This is a genomic window from Bradyrhizobium sp. WSM3983, from assembly GCF_000473045.1.
Classification (GTDB): domain Bacteria; phylum Pseudomonadota; class Alphaproteobacteria; order Rhizobiales; family Xanthobacteraceae; genus Bradyrhizobium.
In genome coordinates, this window is record NZ_AXAY01000003.1 from 332,181 (window position 1) to 352,542 (window position 20,362).

19 protein-coding genes are annotated in these 20,362 nt (G+C 63.8%); 3 read left to right on the forward strand and 16 right to left on the reverse strand.

Features of this window, described 5'->3' with window-relative positions; translation table 11 throughout:
* Nucleotides 1-410 precede the first annotated feature (410 nt).
* The 11 genes from parC to rpoZ all read right to left on the reverse strand — a co-directional run bounded on the left by parC (nucleotide 411) and on the right by rpoZ (nucleotide 11,308).
* Nucleotides 411-2,669 carry a DNA topoisomerase IV subunit A gene (gene parC / locus YUA_RS0106755; RefSeq protein ID WP_027529993.1) on the reverse strand — a complete coding sequence of 753 codons (2,259 nt, stop codon included), beginning with the start codon at nucleotides 2,667-2,669 and terminating at the stop codon, nucleotides 411-413.
* A gap of 60 nt (nucleotides 2,670-2,729) precedes the next feature.
* Complete coding sequence (locus YUA_RS0106760) at nucleotides 2,730-3,008, reverse strand: hypothetical protein (protein WP_027529994.1); 279 nt, start codon at nucleotides 3,006-3,008, stop codon at nucleotides 2,730-2,732.
* Between the two features lie 98 nt (nucleotides 3,009-3,106).
* Nucleotides 3,107-3,859, reverse strand: coding sequence for a DNA repair protein RecO (gene recO / locus YUA_RS0106765; RefSeq protein WP_027529995.1), 753 nt, complete (start codon nucleotides 3,857-3,859; stop codon nucleotides 3,107-3,109).
* 133 nt (nucleotides 3,860-3,992) lie between these two features.
* Nucleotides 3,993-4,373 carry a hypothetical protein gene (locus YUA_RS0106770; RefSeq protein ID WP_027529996.1) on the reverse strand — a complete coding sequence of 127 codons (381 nt, stop codon included), beginning with the start codon at nucleotides 4,371-4,373 and terminating at the stop codon, nucleotides 3,993-3,995.
* 21 nt (nucleotides 4,374-4,394) lie between these two features.
* Nucleotides 4,395-5,321: a GTPase Era gene (era, locus tag YUA_RS0106775; RefSeq protein WP_027529997.1), complete on the reverse strand. Its 927-nt coding sequence runs from the start codon at nucleotides 5,319-5,321 to the stop codon at nucleotides 4,395-4,397.
* Complete coding sequence (rnc, locus tag YUA_RS0106780; protein WP_027529998.1) at nucleotides 5,311-6,195, reverse strand: ribonuclease III; 885 nt, start codon at nucleotides 6,193-6,195, stop codon at nucleotides 5,311-5,313. Before rnc ends, era begins: the two co-directional genes overlap by 11 nt.
* Entirely contained in the window at nucleotides 6,192-6,956 is a 765-nt protein-coding gene (gene lepB, locus YUA_RS0106785; RefSeq protein WP_027529999.1) for a signal peptidase I, read from the reverse strand. Before lepB ends, rnc begins: the two co-directional genes overlap by 4 nt.
* Before the next feature lie 249 nt (nucleotides 6,957-7,205).
* Nucleotides 7,206-7,625 (reverse strand): holo-ACP synthase, encoded by a 420-nt coding sequence (gene acpS, locus YUA_RS0106790; RefSeq protein ID WP_027530000.1) that lies wholly within the window; start codon nucleotides 7,623-7,625, stop codon nucleotides 7,206-7,208.
* Nucleotides 7,622-8,374: a pyridoxine 5'-phosphate synthase gene (locus YUA_RS0106795; RefSeq protein ID WP_027530001.1), complete on the reverse strand. Its 753-nt coding sequence runs from the start codon at nucleotides 8,372-8,374 to the stop codon at nucleotides 7,622-7,624. Before YUA_RS0106795 ends, acpS begins: the two co-directional genes overlap by 4 nt.
* A gap of 45 nt (nucleotides 8,375-8,419) precedes the next feature.
* Nucleotides 8,420-10,705 carry a bifunctional (p)ppGpp synthetase/guanosine-3',5'-bis(diphosphate) 3'-pyrophosphohydrolase gene (locus YUA_RS0106800; protein WP_027530002.1) on the reverse strand — a complete coding sequence of 762 codons (2,286 nt, stop codon included), beginning with the start codon at nucleotides 10,703-10,705 and terminating at the stop codon, nucleotides 8,420-8,422.
* 210 nt (nucleotides 10,706-10,915) lie between these two features.
* Nucleotides 10,916-11,308 carry a DNA-directed RNA polymerase subunit omega gene (rpoZ, locus tag YUA_RS0106805; RefSeq protein WP_014494742.1) on the reverse strand — a complete coding sequence of 131 codons (393 nt, stop codon included), beginning with the start codon at nucleotides 11,306-11,308 and terminating at the stop codon, nucleotides 10,916-10,918.
* Between the two features lie 328 nt (nucleotides 11,309-11,636).
* On the opposite strand from rpoZ, the gene YUA_RS0106810 reads away from it, so the two are divergent.
* Both YUA_RS0106810 and YUA_RS0106815 read left to right on the forward strand, forming a co-directional pair.
* Nucleotides 11,637-12,281 carry an NYN domain-containing protein gene (locus tag YUA_RS0106810; protein WP_027530003.1) on the forward strand — a complete coding sequence of 215 codons (645 nt, stop codon included), beginning with the start codon at nucleotides 11,637-11,639 and terminating at the stop codon, nucleotides 12,279-12,281.
* Entirely contained in the window at nucleotides 12,262-12,936 is a 675-nt protein-coding gene (locus YUA_RS0106815) for a uracil-DNA glycosylase (RefSeq protein WP_027530004.1), read from the forward strand. Before YUA_RS0106810 ends, YUA_RS0106815 begins: the two co-directional genes overlap by 20 nt.
* Nucleotides 12,937-12,991: 55 nt before the next feature.
* On the opposite strand, the gene YUA_RS0106820 is transcribed toward YUA_RS0106815, so the two are convergent.
* The 4 genes from YUA_RS0106820 to dapA all read right to left on the reverse strand — a co-directional run bounded on the left by YUA_RS0106820 (nucleotide 12,992) and on the right by dapA (nucleotide 15,504).
* Nucleotides 12,992-13,585 (reverse strand): peroxiredoxin, encoded by a 594-nt coding sequence (locus YUA_RS0106820; protein WP_027530005.1) that lies wholly within the window; start codon nucleotides 13,583-13,585, stop codon nucleotides 12,992-12,994.
* A gap of 15 nt (nucleotides 13,586-13,600) precedes the next feature.
* On the reverse strand, nucleotides 13,601-14,074 hold the full coding sequence (gene smpB, locus YUA_RS0106825; protein ID WP_027530006.1) for an SsrA-binding protein SmpB: 474 nt from the start codon (nucleotides 14,072-14,074) through the stop codon (nucleotides 13,601-13,603).
* A gap of 73 nt (nucleotides 14,075-14,147) precedes the next feature.
* Nucleotides 14,148-14,561 (reverse strand): large conductance mechanosensitive channel protein MscL, encoded by a 414-nt coding sequence (mscL, locus tag YUA_RS0106830; RefSeq protein WP_027530007.1) that lies wholly within the window; start codon nucleotides 14,559-14,561, stop codon nucleotides 14,148-14,150.
* Between the two features lie 52 nt (nucleotides 14,562-14,613).
* Nucleotides 14,614-15,504 (reverse strand): 4-hydroxy-tetrahydrodipicolinate synthase, encoded by an 891-nt coding sequence (dapA, locus tag YUA_RS0106835; protein WP_027530008.1) that lies wholly within the window; start codon nucleotides 15,502-15,504, stop codon nucleotides 14,614-14,616.
* A gap of 242 nt (nucleotides 15,505-15,746) precedes the next feature.
* On the opposite strand from dapA, the gene YUA_RS0106840 reads away from it, so the two are divergent.
* The gene (locus tag YUA_RS0106840) at nucleotides 15,747-18,227 is read left to right on the forward strand and encodes a lytic transglycosylase domain-containing protein (RefSeq protein WP_027530009.1); all 2,481 of its coding nucleotides are present in this window, start codon (nucleotides 15,747-15,749) and stop codon (nucleotides 18,225-18,227) included.
* A gap of 445 nt (nucleotides 18,228-18,672) precedes the next feature.
* Here the strand turns inward: YUA_RS0106840 and YUA_RS0106845 are convergent, their stop codons facing one another.
* Entirely contained in the window at nucleotides 18,673-20,193 is a 1,521-nt protein-coding gene (locus YUA_RS0106845) for a porin (protein ID WP_027530010.1), read from the reverse strand.
* Nucleotides 20,194-20,362: the final 169 nt, after the last annotated feature.

A 20,362-nucleotide genomic window follows, 5' to 3' on the forward strand; every position in this document is an offset into this window, starting at 1 on the left:
ATAGTGCATCGCTCCCCGGGGAGCACGAAGGACACGTTAAAACCATCGCGCAGGGAAGGCCGGGCGACCGGCAACACCTGTGGTCCACCCCGTGTGCATTTCTGTAGCGCACGGATCTCGGGTGCCAGCCGGCATCCAGCCTTCCCTGCGCCCTTGTCTCAATGAGGGCGACGCGAGAAGTAAAACTCGGGCGAAATGCGCCGCGAGATTGCGAACTCTCGCCTGCTGTTTGAAAAGTGTAACGGAGCGATGGCTAATCTCGCCTCACTCTCGCTGTCGTCGCCCGGCTTGATCGGACGACCCAGTAATTCGAGACGGTCGTGATCAATCCGAGAAGCCGCGGTGTACTGGATGCCCCGCTTTCGCGGGGCATGACGCCGGCATTGTGGCGACAGTCGCGTCCTGCCGCCCTACCCGATCACCTTGCCGAACTTGTTCGACTTCGGGAAACCCTTGGGCGGCAGGCGGCCGGCATCGGCGCGGGTGCCCTGCCACTCCGCGAGCTCCTTCATGGTCGCCGAGAATTCGCGGCCAGCGGAGTCCTTCCAGGTGAGGCCTGCCTTGGCTTCGAAGACAGCGACGTCGGACAGGCCGCCGTCCTTGTACTTCTGCAGACGCACGCCGCGACCGCGGGCCATCTCCGGCACCTGGTCGAGCGGGAAGATCAGCATCTTGCGGTTCTCGCCGATAACCGCGACGGTGTCGCCGATCACCTCGGTGACCGTGCGCGCCTCGTTCGGCATGTCGACATTGAGGACCTGCTTGCCCTTCTTGGTGGTGCCGACGCAATCATCCTCGTTGACGACAAAGCCCTGACCCTCGTGGCTCGCGACCAGGAATTTGCGACCGCCCTTGTTGACGAACAGCGCGACGGGCGCGGCCTCCTGCTCGAGGTCGATGAACAGGCGGATCGGCTCGCCGTGGCCGCGGCCGCCCGGAAGCTTCGCGACATCGAGCGAGTAGAATTTGCCGTTGGTGGCGAATAGCAGCAGCTTCGAGGTCGTCTCGGCGAAGAAGGCGAAGCCGAGCTTGTCGTCCTGCTTGAAGGCGAGGCCCGAGAGATCCTCGACATGGCCCTTCATGGTACGGATCCAGCCCTTGTCGGAGACGACGACGGTCACCGGCTCGCGCTCGACGAGGGCTTCCTCCATCGCGGCGAGATCGTGCTCGGGCGCATCTGCAAAGGTGGTGCGGCGCTTGCCGAGCGGCGTCTTCGGTCCGAACATGTCGCGGACCTTGCCGACCTGCTCACCGACCTTCTTCCACTGCTCGGGCTCGGAGGCGAGGATCGCGTTGATGCCCTTGAGCTCGGCACGGAGGTTCTTGTCCTCGGTGCGGATCTCCATCTCCTCGAGCTTGCGCAGCGAGCGGAGCCGCATGTTGAGGATGGCTTCGACCTGCACCTCGGTGAGCTTGAACGCCTTCATCAGCGCCGGCTTCGGCTCATCCTCGTTGCGGATGATCCTGATGACCTCGTCGATGTTCAAATAGGCGATGAGCAGGCCGCCGAGAACCTCCAGCCTGTGCTCGATCTGCGCCTTGCGGTAATTGCTGCGGCGGATCAGCACGTCGCGCAGATGGTCGAGCCATTCGCGCAGGCACTCCGCCAGCCCCACCACCTTGGGGACGCGGCCCTTGATCAGAACGTTGAGGTTCAGCGGGATCTTGTTTTCGAGCTCAGTGAGCCGGAACAGCGACTCCATCATCAGCGCCGGATCGACGTTCTTCGATTTCGGCTCGATCACGATGCGGACGTCTTCGGCCGACTCGTCCCTGATGTCTCCGACCAGCGGCAGCTTCTTCTGGTCCAGCAGCTCGGCGACCTTCTCGATCAGGCGCGACTTCTGCACCAGAAAGGGGATCTCGGTGACGACGACGATCCAGACGCCTCGCGCGCCCTCTTCCTGCTCCCACCTGGCGCGGACGCGGAACGAGCCGCGGCCGGTGGTGTAGGCTTCGGCGATGGCCTGCTTGGAATCGACGCAGATGCCGCCGGTCGGGAAATCCGGGCCCTTCACCCACTTCAGCAGCGCCCTGGATTTCGCGTCGGGCTTCTCGATCAGATGCAGCGCGGCATCGCAAAGCTCCGCGGCATTGTGCGGCGGGATCGAGGTCGCCATGCCGACCGCGATGCCCTGCGCGCCGTTGGCGAGCAGGTTCGGAAAGCCGCCGGGCAGCACGACCGGCTCTTTCGACTGGCCGTCGTAATTGGCGCGGAATTCGACGCCATCCTCGTCGATGCCATCGAGCAGAAGCCGCGCGACATCGGTCATGCGCGCTTCGGTGTAACGGTAGGCGGCAGGGTTATCGCCGTCGATATTGCCGAAATTGCCCTGGCCGTCGACAAGCGGATAGCGCGAGGAGAAATCCTGCGCGAGGCGCACCATGGCGTCGTAGATCGCCTGGTCGCCATGCGGATGGAACGAGCCCATCACGTCGCCGACGATCTTGGCGGACTTCTTGAAGGCGGTGCCGGGGTCGAGCCTGAGCAGGCGCATGCCGTAGAGGATGCGCCGGTGCACCGGCTTCAGGCCGTCGCGCGCGTCGGGCAGCGCGCGATGCATGATGGTGGAGAGCGCGTACGCGAGATAGCGCTCTTCGAGCGCCTCGCGCAGCGGCACCTCGTGAATTTCGGCCGGTTCTTCCGGCGGAACGATTCGTTTTCCCATGCCGCCCGGTTAAACCGTGGAAGCGAATCGGGCAAGGATGGATTGGTTCCCTGTGGGCGGCTACCGCCCTGCCCAGCCGGCCGTCACAGTCGGCTCGACCTTGGCCGGAGGCGTCGCCGGCATATTGGCTACACAGCGGCGGGCGGCCTCGATTTCGGCCTCGGTTGCGCCATGGGATCGCGCCCATGTCTCTGCGGCCGCAGCCGAATATTTCGCGACATAGTACCTGACGACGGTACAGGAAGCCCGCCGAAAGACCCCCGGTTGTGGCTCGCCAGCCATGGCGGCCGGCGCCAACGCGAGAAGCGCTGCCGACAGCACGAATCCTTTGATCAACATTTTAGGCTGTCCCCCGTTGTGGAACCTGCGGAACCTGCGCGGGCCAACTCAACCCGGCCGATTTGGTTCCAGTGGAACGAGCAGAGGCGCCCCTCAGATCATGGCGCAGAAAGCGCCGCTTTGGTCTGCTGCCGGATCAGGGCGTTAATGAAGCCGGCGCGCGCGTCGGAATGGGCCTGCCCGCGCGGCTCCAGCACGTGCCGCAGCAGGAACAGTCCGGTCAGCCGAAAGCCGTCCTGAAGATCCTCGTCGGTGAGGTCGCTCGCGGCGTCGCCATGGCGCAGGAACGCCGGCAGCCGCAACAGCCGGTCGCGCCACGGCTCGCCCGCGCCGCGCGACACCGCGCCCCCGGATTTGGGCGACACATAGATCAGGTCCGTAGTCTCCCCGGTCACCGCGCAGTTGTCCAGCGCCAGCCCGAAGCCGAGCTCGGCGAGCATCGCAAGCTCGAAATGGATCACGTGCACGGCGGCACTGCCGATGTCGTCGAAATCGTCGAGCGAATGTTCGAGCAGCGCAAAGATGTCCTGGTGCGGATCGCGCTCCGGCAGCAGCCGCGCAATCGAGGCCAGATGGGTGACGCCATAGACGCCATGGGACGATCCCAGCAGCGTCGCCGCGCGCAGCTTCAATCCCTCAACCGCATAAGTGCCGAGATGCTCGTCGAGCCGCGCCCGCCACACCGCGCTGACACTGTTGCCGGGCTGCAGCAGCGGCCGCAGCCGCGAGCCGGCACCGCCACGCACGAGACCGAGATGCCGACCATGCTGGCGCGTCAGCAGTTCGACAATGGCGCTACTTTCGCCATGCCGCCGCACGCCCAGCACGATGCCTTCGTCGGTCCATTCCATGGGGTGAAGTGTAGCGGATTCCAGCCTGAAATCGTAGGGCGGATCAGCCGAAGGCGTAATCCGCCGATCCCGCGTGCACGCTCAAATGGTGGATTGCGCTTCGCTAATCCACCCTACGGCACCGCGTAAAACCTCACGCGTTGAACCAGCCCTGCGCGTCGCCGGTGAATGAGAAATACAGCCCGAACGCTGTCAGCACGCAGGAGACGATCTCGATGACACTATCGAGCTCGAGGCCCCGCTCGCCCAGGATCTGGCCGAGCGAGATCACGGACAGGACCAGCGCCGCCACCAGCACCCAGCGCGGCCAGTTCTTGCGCCAGTGCGCAGCGAGCCAGACGAAATAGACCAGCAGCAGGATCATCGCGCCGGCGAGCAGGGTCGCCGTCATGATCATCTGCTCGGTCATCTCGATGGTGGGCGTACGGTCCTGCACCGCCACCGACAGGGCGTCCAGCATCAGCGAGGCATAGAGCAACGCTTCAAAGCGCTGGACGTTGCGAGGCACGCTCATCAAATACCGATCTGCTCTTGCTTATTCTTTGGGAAATTCCAGGCCCATCTCGCGGTAGCGATCGGGATCGTCACCCCAGTTCTCGCGCACCTTGACGAACAGGAACAGGTGCACCGGTACGCCCAGGATCTCGGCGAGCTCCTTGCGCGAGTCCGCGCCGATCGACTTGATGGTGGCGCCGCCTGCGCCGAGCACGATCTTGCGCTGGCTCTCGCGCTCGACGAAGATCGTCTGCTCGATGCGCACCGATTTGTCCTTGCGCTCCTCCCATTTGTCGGTCTCGACCGTGGACTGGTAGGGCAATTCCTGGTGCAGCTTGCGATAAATCTTCTCGCGCGTGATCTCGGCCGCAAGCTGCCGCATCGGCGCATCCGACATCTGGTCCTCGGGATAGAGGAACGGCCCCGGCGGCACGATCTCGGCCAGTGTATGCCTGAGGTCGTCGACGCCGTCGCCCGAGATCGCAGCGATCATGAAGGTTTTCGCGAAGGCCATGCGCTCGTTCGCGGCTTGTGCGAGCGCCAGCAGCTTCTCGCGCTGGACCAGGTCGACCTTGTTGATCACCAGGATCTTCTCATGCTTGACGCTGGCGGCCTTGCTGAGGATCGCCTCGGCCTCCTCGTCGATGCCGGCCTTGGCATCCAGCAGCACGCAGACGAGGTCGGCGTCATGCGCCCCGCTCCAGGCCGTCGAGACCATTGCGCGGTCGAGCCTGCGCTTGGGCAGGAAGATGCCGGGCGTGTCGACCAGGATGATCTGCGCGTTGCTCTCGATCACGATGCCGCGGATCAGCGCGCGCGTGGTCTGTACCTTGCGCGAGACGATGGTGACCTTGGCTCCGACCAGCGCATTGACCAGCGTGGACTTGCCGACATTCGGCGCGCCGATCAGCGCAACGAAGCCGCAGCGCGTAGCCGTGGGCGCCTCGCCGCTTGTTTCAGCCGTCATTGCCGCCGCCAACACCTTCACGTTCAATCATCACTGAGGCCGCCACCTTCTCTGCCGCGCGCTTGCTGCCGCCGGTGCCTTCGGCCGGTGCCAATCCGGGCAGGTCCACCGCGACGCGGAACTCCGGATCGTGATGCGGGCCGGTGCGCTCGACTTCGCGATAGACCGGCGTCGGCAATCCCTTCCCTTGGGCCCATTCCTGCAGCACGGTCTTGGGATCGCGCAGCGGCCGCCGCGGCTGGTGCATGCGCTCGGTCCAGTTGCGCTTGACGAACTCGTCCGCCGCCGCATGACCGCCGTCGAGGAAGATGGCGCCGATCACGGCTTCGCAGATGTCGCCGAGGATGGACTTGCGCAGGCGGGCATCCGCGCTCGAGCCGACCGAGCCGAGCTTGATGTCGTCGAGCAGACCGAGCGACTTGGCGACGTCGGCGCAGCTCTCCTTGCGCACGAGCTCGGCAAGTCGCTTGGACAGCTCGCCCTCATCGGCATTCGGGAAGGCGTGATAGAGCATGTCGGAGACGACGAGCCCGAGCACGTGGTCGCCGAGGAACTCCAGCCGCTGATAACTATCGCCGCGCTTGCGTCCGGACTTCAGCGCCGAGACATGCGTGATCGCCTGCATCAGCAGGTTCGGATCGGCGAAGTTGTGGCCAATGCGCGCTTCGAGCGCCGCGTTCGCGTCAGCCGCCGCCTTCGCCTTGTCCTTGGCCTTGCTGCTTCGCGTCCGCTTCTTCTTCGCAGGAGTAGTCTTAGTTTCAGCAGCCTTCGTTTCAGGAGTCTTGGTCGCAAGCGTCTTGGTTGCAGCTTCGCCCTCAGGAGCGGCTTGCGCCTCGATCGGTTGGGTCGCGATGTCCTTGGCTTCGTCTTTCATCGGACAATTTTGAAGAAGCGATTCCAGCGCACTACCCACGGCCAGCGCCAGAACATCCAGGCATGCTCGCCCTCGCCGATGGAGAAGAAGATCATCTGCGCGCGGCCGATCAGGTTCTCCTGCGGCACATAGCCGACCTGGCCGAGGAAACGGCTGTCGGTGGAGTTGTCGCGATTGTCGCCCATCATGAAGAAATGGCCGGGCGGCACGGTGTAGACGTTGGTGTTGTCCATGTAGCCGTTGTCGGCGCAATCGAGCGTCTCGTAGGAGACGCCGTTCGGCAGCGTTTCCTTCCAGCGCTTCACCCGCGAGATGCCACCGCCTTCGGAGCCGCACGGATCCTCGCCGACAAATTCGCTCATGCGCTGGCGCTCGACCGGAGTGTCGTTGATGTAGAGCAGCCCGTCCTTCATCTGGACGTGGTCGCCCGGAAGACCGATCACGCGCTTGATGTAATCGGTGGTGTCGTCCTTCGGCAGGCGGAACACGACGATGTCGCCGCGGTTCGGATCCGAGCCCCAGATCCGTCCCGAGAACAGCGGTGGCGAGAACGGGATCGAGTAGTGGCTATATCCGTAGGAATATTTCGAGACGAACAGATAGTCGCCGACCAGCAGCGTCGCCTTCATCGAGCCGGACGGGATGTTGAACGGCTGGAACAGGAAGGTGCGGATGACCAGCGCGATCAGGAGAGCATGGATCACGACCCGGATCGTTTCGCCGACGCCGCTTTCAGTTTTCGTTCCCGAAGTCACGCTCATTGCTCTCTCAATTCCGGCCGGCGATCACAGAACGCCCTCCCCCCGCGAACGGCCCACCGGTTCGCAGCCCAAGGAGATTGTCCTGATTCTGATAGTGAGGGCCAATTCCGGCGTAAAGCCGAATTCGCCCAGCCTGATTTGCGTTCGCGGACTTTTAGACGGTTGTCGCAGGCCACGCAATCAAGGATCGCATCAAAAACTTATAAGATATTGATTTTTAACACGAATTATAAAATTACCACCAAAGTTTCAGGACTTGGCCCGCGGCACGACGGAAATGATCACAAAGGCCTGCGCCAACGGCCAGTCATCGGTGATCGACAGATCGATCTGGGCCTCGAATCCCTCCGGTGTCAGGGCCTGGAGCCGGGCCAGCGCCCCTCCGGTCAGCCGCATGGACGGTTTTCCGCCCGGCAGGTTGACCACCCCCATGTCGCGCCACCACACGCCGTGTCTGATGCCGGTGCCGAGCGCCTTGGAGCAGGCCTCCTTGGCGGCAAAGCGCTTGGCGTAGGTCGCCACCACCATCTTCTCGTTCTTGGAACGGCGCTCCGCCTTGGCCCGCTCGGCCGCTGTGAAGATGCGGTCGAGGAAGCGCTCGCCATGGCGCTCCATCACCTTGCCGACACGGGTGATGTCGATGAGGTCGGAGCCGATACCGATGATCATGCCCGGCTCCGTCCGCGATCCATCGCCCCGCGCATCTTGCGTACCGTCTCGGCAAGACCGACGAAGAGCGCCTCGCCGATCATGTAGTAGCCGATGTTGAGCTCCATGATGTCAGGCAGCGCGGCAATCGTCTCGGCCGTCGCGTAGTCCAGCCCATGACCGGCATGGACCTCAAGACCTGCGTCCTTCGCGACCTTAACGCCCGCCACGATCCGCTGCCATTCGGCCTCGGCCTTGTCGGTATGGCCGTCGACCACGGCGTCGCACCAGGCGCCGGTGTGGATCTCGATCACGGGCGCGCGCAGCTGCGCCGCCATCGCGATCTGCGCAGGGTCCGCGGCAATGAACAGCGAGACGCGGATGCCGGCATCGTTCAACCGCGCGATATAGGGCGCGAGCGCATTGTGCTGGCCGACCACGTCGAGGCCGCCCTCGGTCGTCACCTCCTGGCGCCGCTCCGGCACCAGGCACACCGCATGCGGCTTGGTCGCGAGCGAGATGCGCATCATGTCGTCGGTCGCCGCCATCTCGAAATTCAGCGGCTTGGAGATCTCGGCCTTCAGCCCCGCCATGTCCTCGTCGCGGATGTGCCGGCGGTCTTCGCGCAAATGCGCGGTGATGCCATCGGCGCCGGCCTCGATCGCAAGCAGCGCGGCCCGGACCGGATCGGGATGACGGCCGCCGCGGGCGTTACGGACGGTCGCGACATGGTCGATATTGACGCCGAGGCGGAGCGGAGATGCGGGCATTTCAGGACTCACGAGATCGGAGAGACAGGCGACTACGACAGCCGCCTATCCATTAACACGTTCGACGCGGGCGACGACCGCCTTGGCGCGCAGCTGGGCCAGGATCGCGCTCAAATGCTTGAGATCGTAGACTTCGAGATCGATCGTCGTCTCCGTGAAGTCGGGCGAGCGGCGCTGCATGCTGATATTGTCGATGTTGCCGTCGTGCTCGGCGATCACGGTCGCGATCTGCGCCAGTGCGCCGGGCTCGTTGACATTCTCGACCTTGATGCGCGCCGGGAAGCGTTGCGGTGCGGAGTCCTCGATGTCCCAGCGCACGTCGAGCCAGCGTTCCGGCTCCTCCTCGAAGTCCTTCAAGGCCGGCGACTGGATCGGATAGATCGTGATCCCCTCGCCTGGCGTCACGATGCCGACGATGCGATCGCCCGGCACGGCACCCCCGTTCGGCGCGAATTTCACCGGCAGGTCGGAATTGTTTCCGCCAATGGGGATCGCAACTGGACGGCGCGACGGCTCCAGCGCCTTCTCCTTGAGCTTGGCGGCGAGCCCCTTCTTGACGCCGTAGCGCGCGACGCGCTCCTCTTTGTAGTCGGGATACATCGCGCGCGCGACGTGGGAGGCCTTGATCTCGCCCCGGCCGACCGCAGCCATGACGTCCTCGATCGAGGTGCGCGCAAGCCGCGGCAGCGCCCCCTTGAGCTTGTCGTCCGCATATTCGATCTTGGCGCGCTCGAACAGGCGCTCGACGATGCGCCGGCCGAGACCGACATATTGATCGCGCACGGCGGTGCGCGTGGCGCGTCGGATCGCGGCGCGCGCCTTGCCGGTGACCGCGAGCGTTTCCCAGGCCGAGGGTGGCGCCGATTGCGCTTCCGAGGTCAGCACCTCGACCTCGTCGCCGTTCTGAAGCTCAGAGGACAGCGGCGCGAACTGGCCGTTGATCTTGCAGCCGACCGCGCTATTGCCGACGTCGGTATGCACGGCATAAGCGAAGTCGATCACATTGGCATGGCGCGGCAGCGCGATCAGCTTGCCCTTCGGGGTGAAGCAGAACACCTGGTCGTGGAACAGCTCGAGCTTGGTGTGCTCGAGGAATTCCTCGGGGTTGGCGCTCTCCGAGAGGATACCAATGGTGTGGCGTAGCCAGGCGAACGCGTTCGACTCGCGCTTGAGGAATTCGGTCGGCGAGCCCACGCCTTCCTTGTAGAAGACATGCGCGGCGATGCCGCGCTCGGCGATCTGGTCCATCGCCTCGGTGCGAATCTGGAGCTCGACGCGCTGATTGCCGGGACCGATCACAGTGGTGTGGATCGAGCGGTAGTCGTTTTGCTTCGGCGTCGAGATGTAGTCCTTGAAGCGTCCCGGCACGACCGGCCAGGTGGTGTGGACGATGCCGAGCGCGCGATAGCAGGCCTCGATGTCGTTGACGACGACACGGAAGCCGAAGATGTCGGACAGTTGCTCGAAGCCGACCGACTTGCGCTCCATCTTGGTCCAGATCGAAAACGGCTTCTTGCGGCGGCCATAGACCCGCGCACCGAGACCCCGGTGGCGCAGATTGTTGGAGAGCTGGTCCTCGATCTCGCCGATCAGATTGCGGTTGCGCTCGGCGAGCCCATCGAGCCGCTGCATCACCACCGAATAGGCTTCGGGATCGAGAGTGCGGAAGGACAGATCCTCCAGCTCCTCGCGCATTTCCTGCATGCCCATGCGCCCTGCCAGCGGCGCGTAGATGTCGAGCGTCTCCTCGGCAATGCGCCGGCGCGATTCCGTCGGCACGAAGTCGAGCGTGCGCATGTTGTGCAGGCGGTCGGCGAGCTTGACCAGCAGCACGCGGACATCGTCGGCAATCGCCAGCAACAATTTGCGCAGGTTTTCGGCCTGCTTGGCCTCGCGCGACACCAGTTCGAGCCGCTTCAGCTTGGTCAAGCCCTCGACCAGTGCGCCGATCTCGGGGCCGAACAGCTGGTCGATCTCGGCGCGAGTCGCTTCCGTGTCCTCGATCGTGTCGTGCAGCAGCGCGGCGACGATGGTCGCGTCGTCGAGCTTCAGGTCGGTGAGAATCGCCGCGACTTCGAGAGGGTGCGAGAAATACGGGTCGCCCGAGGCGCGCGTCTGCGAACCGTGCGCCTTCATGGCGTAGACATAGGCTCGGTTCAGCAGGTCTTCGTTGGTGTTCGGATTGTAGGACCGGACGCGTTCGACGAGGTCATATTGACGCATCATGCGCGCGCGCGGCTTCGCTGGCCGTGCCACCGGCGCAGTCGGGGCCACGGCAACCGATTCGGTTGCGGCCTGCATCTGCGTGGGTCTGCGGCGTCGATACACCATGCCGTCCTGCCTTCAAACGGACCATGAAGCGGCCCGTTGTATACATCTTAAGCTCCGATCGCGGACGTGGCCGATCAATTCGATGACAGGCGCGCGGCGCGAACCGGCAACGCTATGGTAACCACGAAAACGCCAACAAAAGCAAAGGCCCGAACGCGGGTTCGGGCCTTTGATAAGATCACAAGAAGTCGACGATCGCGAGTAAGAGGATTACTCGTCCTCCTCGGGCTGCTCTTCCGGCGGCGCGAGACCTTCGAGGCCCTTCAGGAGCTCCTCTTCGGTCATGCGCTCCACAGCGACTTCGGTATCGTCGGCATCGACGCTGGCGCCGGCGGAACCGATCAGCGGCACCGTGTCCGGCTCGGGCTCGTCCACCTCGACGAACTTCTGGAGGGAGTGCACCAGCTCCTCGCGGAGATCCTCCGGCGAGATGGTCTCGTCGGCAATTTCACGCAAAGATACAACAGGGTTCTTGTCGTTATCGCGGTCAACCGTTAGTTGTGAACCGGACGAAATCATGCGGGCGCGGTGGGCGGCCAGCAGGACCAGGTCAAACCGGTTGTCGACCTTGTCGATACAATCTTCTACGGTGACGCGAGCCATGGACTGTCGCTCCGTTGTGGGTGGGACGAAATATGTGGATGATCGGGGCTAGTTATAGGGGCCAGGGCGGTTTCGCAAGGCAAATTTGTGATTTGGTCTCGCCAAACGCCTCTGGTACCCCCACATTGGGGCTGGGACGGGTGGTTTCCCGGGCTGCTATTGAGGGCGGCGCCGGGTGTATGAAAGTCCGCCATAACTATACCTTGATTGCCCCGACTTCTCCGGATTTGCGGTTTCGACGGGTTTCGGCAGGACTTTGATCTGCGCGGCTTGCTGCCGCCGCGCCAACAATAAACGATTTATCACGAACACTACGCGAGCAAACTGAATGTCACCTTCCTCTACCGACAAGATCGCGCTCTTCATCGACGGGGCCAATCTTTACGCAACCGCGAAAACTCTCGGCTTCGACATCGATTACAAGCGCCTTCTGAAGGAATTTCAGAGTCGCGGGACGCTGCTGCGGGCGTTCTACTACACAGCGATTATCGAGGATCAGGAATATTCCTCGATCCGTCCCCTGATCGATTGGCTCGACTACAACGGCTACACCGTCGTCACCAAGGCGACCAAGGAGTTCATCGACGCCTCCGGCCGGCGCAAGGTCAAGGGCAACATGGACATCGAGCTCGCGGTCGATGCCATGGAGCTGGCCGAGCATATCGACCAGATGGTGCTGTTCTCCGGCGACGGTGATTTCCGCTCGCTGGTCGAGGCCGTGCAGCGTCGCGGCGTGCGGGTCACGGTGATCTCCACCATCGCCAGCCAGCCGCCGATGATCGCCGACGAGTTGCGCCGCCAGGCGGACGTCTTCACCGATCTTGTCGAGTTGCAGTCCAAGCTTGGCCGCGACCCGTCCGAGCGCCCCGCCCCGCGCGATCGCGGCGACCGCGAGCCGCGCCATCACGCTCCGCAGTTCCTCCAGCGCGCGACGACGATGGCGCCGAGGGGCGATGACGACCTCGACGAGTGAGACGGCGCGGTCAAGCCGCCAGGCCCCCACCCTCGTCCCCGATCGTGACTGTCCGCTCTGTCCGCGTCTGGTCGCCTTTCGCGAGGCGAACCGCGCGCGCGAGCTGTTGTGGCACAACGCGCCGGTTGCGCCCTTTGGCGACATCAGGGCGCGCCTTCTGATCGTCGGCCTCGCGCCGGGGATGCAGGGTGCCAACCGCACCGGCCGCCCCTTCACCGGCGACTATGCCGGCGACCTGCTCTATGCCACGCTGCTGGAATACGGTTTCGCCAAGGGCAGCTATCAGGCCCGGCCCGACGACGGCCTGAAGCTTGTCGACTGCCGGATCGCCAATGCCGTGCATTGCGTTCCGCCGCAGAACAAGCCGCTGCCGGTCGAGATCAACACCTGCCGGCAGTTCCTCATTGCGAATCTCGAAACGATGCCGAAGCTGCGCGCGATCATCGCGCTCGGGCGGATTGCGCACGACAGCGTGCTCAGACCGCTGAAGCTGAAGGCGTCGCAGGCCCCTTTCGGCCACGGCGCCGTGCACCAGGCCGGCGCGTTCAGGCTCTACGACAGCTACCACTGCTCCCGCTACAACACGAACACCGGCGTGCTGACGCCGGACATGTTCCGCAGCGTGTTCGCGAAGGTGAAGGCCGATCTCGACTAGAGCGTTTTCGAGCGAATTGGCTACCGGTTCGCGTGAAGAAAACGCGTCAAACTAATCAGTCCTTTGCTGTGGTCTTTGCAGGATTGGCCTTCAGCCAGTTCAGCACATCGCCGGCGTTCCGGTCGGGTGGAAACACCGGATAGAACACATGCGTGATTTGGGCGTCGTCGATGATCAGCGCGAGCCGCTTGATCAGCGTCAGGCCCGCGACCTCCATGGTCGGCAGGTTGAGCGCGCGCGTGAACGCCAGCTTCTCGTCCGAGAGTACCGGGAACGGCAGATGCAGCCGCGACGCCATCTCGGTCTGGTAGTCGTTGCTCTGGGTCGAAAGGCCATACACCTGCGAGGCGCCGGCGGCCTTCAGCTCTGCGAAGAGGTCGCGAAACGCACATGTCTGCGGTGTGCAGCCCCGCGCGCCCGGGATCATGTCCCAGTCGTCGACCAGCGCGATCTTGCCGGGCTCGCCGGTGCGCGGATAGGCGAACACCACCGTGCGGCCCGGGAGCGCCGACAGATCGACCGAATTGTCGTCGGTGGCGCGCAGGCTGATTGCGGGCAACGTCAGGCCTTTCAGATGCGCAGCCCCGCCATCGTCAGCGGGTGGGGGAATTTGGGTCCAATCGACCTCGAGCAAATTCTTCTGAGTCATCCCGTCCTCTTGCCGCTATCCCCTCGCCCGCATCAGCCGGCCCTTCTCCCGGCTCCAGTCGCGCTTCTTCTCGGTCTCGCGCTTATCGTGCAGCTTCTTGCCCTTCGCAACCGCGAGCTGCAATTTGGCCCGCCCGCGCTCGTTGAAATAGAGCTTGAGCGGGATCAGCGTCATGCCCTCGCGGTCGACTGCGCCCATCAGCTTGTTGATCTGCCGGCGGTGCAGCAGCAGCTTTCGCGGCCGCTTGGGCTCGTGGTTGAAGCGGTTGCCCTGGAGGTATTCGGGAATGGTGGCGTTGATCAGCCAGATCTCGCCGTCCTTCGAGTCGGCGTAGGACTCCGCAATCGTGCTCTTGCCGTTACGGATCGACTTCACCTCGGTTCCGGTCAGCGCAATGCCCGCCTCGATCGTATCCTCGATCGCATAGTTGAAGCGGGCCTTGCGATTTTCCGCCATGACCTTGATAGGACGTTCGTTCTTATCGGCCATGACCTACAAAATCCGGACAACAAACCTGATCGAGATGCGCGCGTAAGCTAACAGTTCGGATGAAGCGCGCGCGTCACTTCTTGAGGAGATCGCGGATCTCGGTCAACAGCACGACCTCCGCCGAAGGCTTCGGCGGCTCCGCGGTCTTGGTCTCTTCCCTGCGCTTCAGCGTGTTCATGGCGCGGATCACCAGGAACAGCACGAAGGCGACGATGATGAAGTTGATCGTCAGCGTAAGGAAGCTGCCGTAAGCAAGCACTGCGCCTTGCTTTTTCGCATCCGCTAAGTTGGTGGCGGTCACCGCCTTCGACAAGGGGGCGAAGTAGTTCGAGAAGTCGAGGCCGCCAGTGGCGGCGCCGATGATCGGCATGATGATGTCACCGACCAGCGACGTGACGATGGCGCCGAAGGCCGCGCCGATGATGACGCCGACCGCGAGGTCGACGACATTGCCCTTCATGGCGAAATCGCGGAACTCCGTGAGCATCCGCCTGCCCTTTTCGTCGACGCTCATGAACGGCTCCCCGATTGGTAGCGCATCAGTTGACCAGGCCGGCGTGCACCATGGCGCTGCGCACGGCAACGCGGGTCGGCTCGGACACCGGAACCATTGGCAGGCGCAGCGTTTCGTCCAGCTTGCCGAGCAAGGACATCGCGTACTTGATCGGGGCCGGATTGCTCTCGATGAAGAGGTTGTTGTGCAGCGGCATCAGCTTGTCGTGGATCGCGAGCGCCGCCTTGGCGTCGCCCTTGGCCCAGGCGGCCTGGAATTCCGAGCACAGGCGCGGCGCGACGTTCGAGGTCACCGAGATGCAGCCATGGCCGCCATGGGCCATGTAGCCGAGGATGGTCGCATCCTCGCCGGAGAGCTGGTTGAAGTCCTCGCCCATCGCGGCGCGCTGCTGCGAGACGCGAACCATGCTTGCGGTAGCGTCCTTGACGCCGGCGATGTTCTTCAGCTCCCACAGCCGCTTCATGGTGTCGACCGACATGTCGATCACCGAGCGCGGCGGGATGTTGTAGATGATGATTGGAATCCCGATCGCATCATTGATCGCCTTGAAGTGCTGGTACATGCCCTCCTGGGTGGGCTTGTTGTAGTAGGGCGTCACGATCAGCACGGCGTCCGCGCCCGCCTTCTCGGCATGCTGGGCGAGTTCGATCGCTTCCCTGGTCGAGTTGGAACCGGCGCCGGCGACGACAGGCACGCGGCCCTTGGCCTCAGCGATGCACCACTCGACCACCTTCTTGTGCTCGTCGTGGCTGAGCGTCGGGCTCTCGCCAGTGGTGCCGACCGGGACCAGGCCGTTGGTGCCTTCCGAAATCTGCCAGTTGACCAGGGAGCGGAACGCCGCCTCGTCCAGCGAGCCGTTCTTGAAGGGCGTGACCAAGGCGGTGAACGACCCCCGGAATTTCGTCTTGGCTGCCATGGACTTCCTCCGTACGCGGCGTGATTTTTGAGCAAGCCCCATTCTTATCGGGTCTGTCCGGCCGGTAAAAGACCTGCTGCCGACTGACGCACCGTTTAAGCCGCGATTTTGCCGCGGTGGTGGTGCAAACCCGGCGAAGGTAAGCGGCTGTTGGTATTTTGTCCGCATATTCAATCAAATACAGCCAGATCTTGTACAGATAGGTCTTGAGCCAATTGACTGATTCGGGGCGACGAACCTTCGTGACCTCCTTTCCTGGTGCCGCATGGCGATCCGCGCGATCCGCCGGTCTGGCCATATGCCTGATGGCCGGCCTGTCGATCGGCTGCGTCGCCCTGGCCAAGTCGAATGAGACGACTGAGGACACCGCGAAGGAACCGGCCAGGCAGGCCGGCAAGGAAACGACCAAGGGAACGACCAAGGGAACCGCGAAGCCAGCCGCCAAGCCGCCCGCGAAGGACGCTGCGAAGGGATCGGCCAAGGAAACAGCCAAGGGCACAGGCAAAGAAGCAGCCAAGGGCCCGACCAAGGGAGCAGCCGCCAAGGATGCGGCGAAGGATGCGGCGAAGAAACCTGCCGGCAAGGATGCCGCGAAGGACAAGCCGAAGTCCGCTGCTGCCGCTCCCGCGCCAAAATCAAAACCGGCGGCCAATGCCCCGGCCTCCCAGACCACGCCGGCGGTGACAGCCACCGTCAGACCTTCTGCCCCGGCCCCCACCTCCGTCAGACCAGTCGCAACGCCGGTACTCGCACCTGCGACCCGCCAGCACGCCGCGCCGCGCAAGCCGGTCACGCCGGCCGCGGTCGCTGCGACGTCGTCGACGTCGCAAGCCGACAAGGACACGCTCGAGAACGTCATCGAGCTCGTGCGCAAGCGCAAGCCGGGCGACGCCAGCAGTTACGCAGATTCGATTTCGGACCCCGTTGCGCGAAAGCTCGCGGAATGGATCATCCTCCGTAGCGAGGACAATGGCGCGAGCGTTGAGCGCTACCGCGCCTTCCTCTCCGCCAATCCGAGCTGGCCTTCGCAAACCTTCCTGCGCCGGCGCCTCGAAGCCGCGATGTGGGACGACAGGCGCGACGATTCCGTTGGCTGGTCGTGGTTCGAGAACGAATCCCCTGTTTCGGCCAAGGGCCGCTTCGTGCTCGCCAAGGCGATGCTGGCGCGCGGCGACCGCGCCAACGCCGAGCGGCTGGTGCGCGAGGCCTGGCGCAGCGATCCGATGTCGGAGGACACCGAGAACAACGCGCTCGACCAGTTCGGCGCACTGCTGACGCCGGGCGACCAGAAGGCGCGAATGGACACGCTGCTCTATGGCAGCGAGAACGAGGCCGCGTTGCGCGCTGCAAAGCGGCTCGGCGCCGGCTATGTCGCGCTCGCCAAGGCCCGCATTGCCTCGTTCAAGAAGGCACCGAACGCGCGGGCGTTGCTGGAACAAGTGCCGAGCGAATTGCACAACGATCCCGGCTTCATCTTCAGCAAGATCCAACTGCTGCGCCGCGAGGAGAAGTTTGCCGAAGCCGCCCAGCTCATGCTGTCGGCGCCGAAGGATCCGAACCGGCTCCACAACCTCGACGAATGGTGGATCGAGCGGCGCCTGCTGGCGCGCAAGATGATCGACACCGAGGAATTCCGCAGCGCCTATCTGATCGCGCGCGACGCGGCGCTCCCTTCGCGTGACATCTACAAGACCGAGCAGGAATTCACGGCGGGCTGGATCGCGCTGCGCTTCCTCAACGATCCCGCGGCAGCCGCCCAGCACTTTGCCCGCATCGGCGTCGGCAGCGTCAATCCGACCACGCTGGCGCGTGCCGGTTACTGGCAGGGCCGCGCGTCCGAGGCCGCCGGTCGCCAGCAGGAGGCGCGCAACGCTTATGCCCGCGCTGCCGAGCAATCGACCAGCTATTACGGCCAGCTCGCGCGCGCAAAGCTCGGCCTGCCGCAGATCGAGCTGAACAGCCAGCCGCGCGGCCGCGGCGCCGAGCGGCTGGAGATCGTGCGCGCGGCGCAATTGCTCTACGAGCTCGACGAGCGCGAGATGACGGTGCCGATGCTTGCCGACATGGGTGAGAACGGCGATCCCGAGGCGCTGACCGGCCTCGGCGAGCTGACCCAACGCTACAGCGACGCGCGTGGCATGCTGCTGGTCGGCAAGGCCGCGCTCAATCGCGGCCTCCCGTTCGACTTCTACGCTTATCCCGTCAACGGCATTCCACACTTCACGCAGATCGGTCCCGAGGTCGAGCGCAGCATCGTCTACGCGATCGCGCGCCAGGAAAGCGCATTCAACCCCTCCGTGGTCTCGCCGGCGCAGGCCTACGGCCTGATGCAGGTGACGCCGGACGCCGCACGCTACGTCTGCAAGCGGCATGGCGCGACCTATGACCTCTCGCGGCTGAAGAAGGATTCGTCCTACAATGCCACGCTCGGGGCGGCCGAGCTCGGCGGCTTGCTCGAGGATTATCGCGGCTCCTACATCATGACCTTCGCCGCCTACAACGCCGGTCGCGGCAGCGTGAAGAAATGGATCGACCGTTACGGCGATCCCCGCGACGCCAAGGTCGATGCGGTCGACTGGGTCGAGTTGATTCCCTTCTCCGAGACGCGCAACTACGTGCAGCGGATCATGGAGAATCTTCAGGTCTACCGCGCCCGCTTCGGCGGCGGCACGCGCTTGCAGATCGAGGCCGATTTGCGCCGCGGCGCCGGCAGCGTGGAGTAGAGCCGCCCTCTCTGGAACGGAAGAACCACCACCGGCCATGCCGGGTTGAGCGAGGCCGGTCCAGAACTGCAGAAGCGGTCTGAACTTCAAGACTTGCTACGCCGTGCCGAACCAACTGGATGAGATGAATTGGGGCTGGAACGATATCGCCACTGCCGCGCCTTTGCCACCGCCGAGGCTTGGACTGAAATCGAGGCTTGGACTGAAATCGAGGCTTGGACTGAAATCGAGGCTTGGACTGAAATAGGGACGGTTGGGCATCAGAATCGAAAAGGCCGCCTCGCAAGGCGGCCTCTTTCGTTTCGGGAGACGAGATCGGCTCCGTCCGGTCCTGCCCGGTCGATTATCATCTGTCGATTTGCGCGTCAGAAGGCCAGGGCCGTATCGCCAAAAAAAGCAAGAGCCCCGGCGGTTTCCCGCCGGGGCTCGAGTTGATTGGTAGATATCAGAAGTTGCGCTGAGCGCGGAGGAGCAGAGTGAGCGAGTTCTGATCCTTCAGCTCATACACCGCAGCCGGCTTGGCAGCGGTAGCAACCGCAGTGTTCGCACCCGAGATGGTGCCAGCGTACTTCTGGTCCAGACGCGAGTAGCTCAAGTCCGCAGTGAACGCCAGGTTCTTGACCGGGGTCCAGACGGTGTTGATGCCAACCACGCCGAAGTTGAAGTCCGGGTTGCAAGTCGCACCAGCGGACGGACCGAGGGCCGCGAAGTTGGCGCAGATCAGCGCCTTGCCCGCGTCGGTGTACTTCAGCTGAGCGTAACCACCGTAGACGGCGCTAACCCAGTAGGGGTTCCAGTTGTGGGTGAAGCCACCACGGACGCCCCAGGTCTTGACGGTCTCGATGCTGCCACCGGGACCACCGAAGACACCATCAGAGATGCCGGCGAAGCCGACGCTCTGATAGGCACCGATGCCCGAACCGCTGTACATGAAGAAGTTCTGCGGGAACAGGGTCTGGAAGTTATACTTGCTTGCACCATCGGTGTAGACGGCCTGCAAGTTGAGCGAGTCACCCGCACCAGTCGGGATGTTCTTGATCGACAACGAACCCTGAACAGCCCAACCCCACTTGTCGCCGGGATGACCGGTGGGTTCCGTCGTGCCGTAGTAGGAGGGATGGAGATCCTTGGCAGCAACCGAGAACTGGGCCAGACCCCAAGCCTGATCAACACGAACAGCACCAATGATGTCGGGGGTACGCGTTCCACCCCAAGACTGGACGCCGTACTGACCCTGGACGAACGCTGCACCAGCGGCGGCAGCCGTCGCGAAGCCAGTGGTGTTCCACAGGTTCGACTGACCGGAGGTCAGCGTCGTGTCTTCTTCCAAGGCCAGCGAACCGGTGATGCCCTGGCCGAAGTCAGCGGTATAAGCGAACTGGTTCACGCCGGTGACGTGGTTGGAGCCGCCCGGAATGGAATCGGGACCGCCAGCCGGATAGCTCTGCCACGGGGCATCGAAGATCGAGACCGTGCGGCCGAAGGTGAAGCCAGCGAACTGGATGAACGCATGGTAGAGGCCGAGCGACGGGTTGCCGGTCGAGAACGCCGTGCCACCCGCTGCGACGCCGGTCACGTTGGCCGTGTCGTAGCTGAAGATCATATCAGCGTAGGTGCGAACCACACCGTATTCGGTCGCCGTGCGGGTATCGACGTTGAAGTCCATACGAGCGCGGGTGTAATAGTAGTTGGTCAAACGGTTGTTCGACCCACCGTTCGCAGTGGCCGAGCTCTGGTTGAAACCATAGTCGCCGGCGCCGCCAACAATTGCGTCAGCGCGCACGTAACCACCCAGCTTGATGCAGGTGTCGGTGCCCGGGATGTAGTAGAAACCCGCACCGTACAGGGAGCAGATCTTCACGTATTCGACCGCTTTGGCCTTCACGGGGAGATCGGCTGCCTGCGCTCCGCCCACGGCGATGAGACCCGCCGCTGAGCCGAGCAAAAGGCTCTTAACCAACTTCATGTTAAACCTCCAAGTTGCTCTTCAGGGAAGGTCACTGACCCGAACGGCCAATTCCCCAACCCCCTTTAAATCACCGCTTTGGCCGCCTTCGCGTCTTCGGACACACCCGCATGAACGCGAGGGACTTAAGCGAAAGACCTAAACGGGACGACCTTGGGATGCCCCCCTC